At 33.7% G+C, this 630-nt stretch carries 1 protein-coding gene; it reads right to left on the bottom strand.

From position 1 onward, the window contains the following. Positions 1-543: 543 nt before the first annotated feature. Positions 544-630 (bottom strand): Spo0E family sporulation regulatory protein-aspartic acid phosphatase (locus OK414_RS29765; RefSeq protein WP_264363583.1); only part of this gene is annotated, 87 nt, incomplete at its 5' end.

The raw sequence follows: 630 nt of genomic DNA, 5'->3' as shown, positions 1-630 counted from the left end.
CTCTTTCCGGAACACACCACAAAAAAGAACCCTTGTGGCCGTAAGGGTCCTCAATAGAGTGTGTTTCTGTTTTATGCAGCTTTTTATACATCCTTGATTTATCAACGTTTGGCCTCGGGCTGAGTGACAAATAGATGAATAAAAAGTGCACGTTTTATTCATATGCTTTAACTACAAAATGTAGTATTTATGGTAAAAATATGCTATATTTTACTTGCGGTGCTATACATTCTTCAACGAGTAGGAATGACAAAAAGCAACCTCTCTCCAATGCCATGGGATATGAGGTTGCTTTTATTTAGTAGGAGAATATGTTACAGTTTACCTGCTGTGTATATAAGGCATAACCCCCTTATATATAGGCCATCTCGTCCTCCAAATTCGAGATGGCTTTTTACTTTATCCTTTACAAGTTTAAAACTTTGTGATATATTTCACATATAAAGATATCCATGGCGAACTATAAAACTCTTGAATGTTTAGAAAAAGCTATTCCAATCTGATGCTAATAAGACTGGAATAGCTTTTTTATTATGATTTTGGTTATTTAATTTTTCCAAGCTCATTTAACATTTCATCAATAAATTGACTAATTTCTACTGTGTTGCTACTTGTAAACCCCTCTTTAAA

This window comes from Priestia sp. JV24 (genome assembly GCF_025910025.1).
Classification (GTDB): domain Bacteria; phylum Bacillota; class Bacilli; order Bacillales; family Bacillaceae_H; genus Priestia; species Priestia megaterium.
This window is presented reverse-complemented; position numbering and strand designations above follow the sequence as displayed.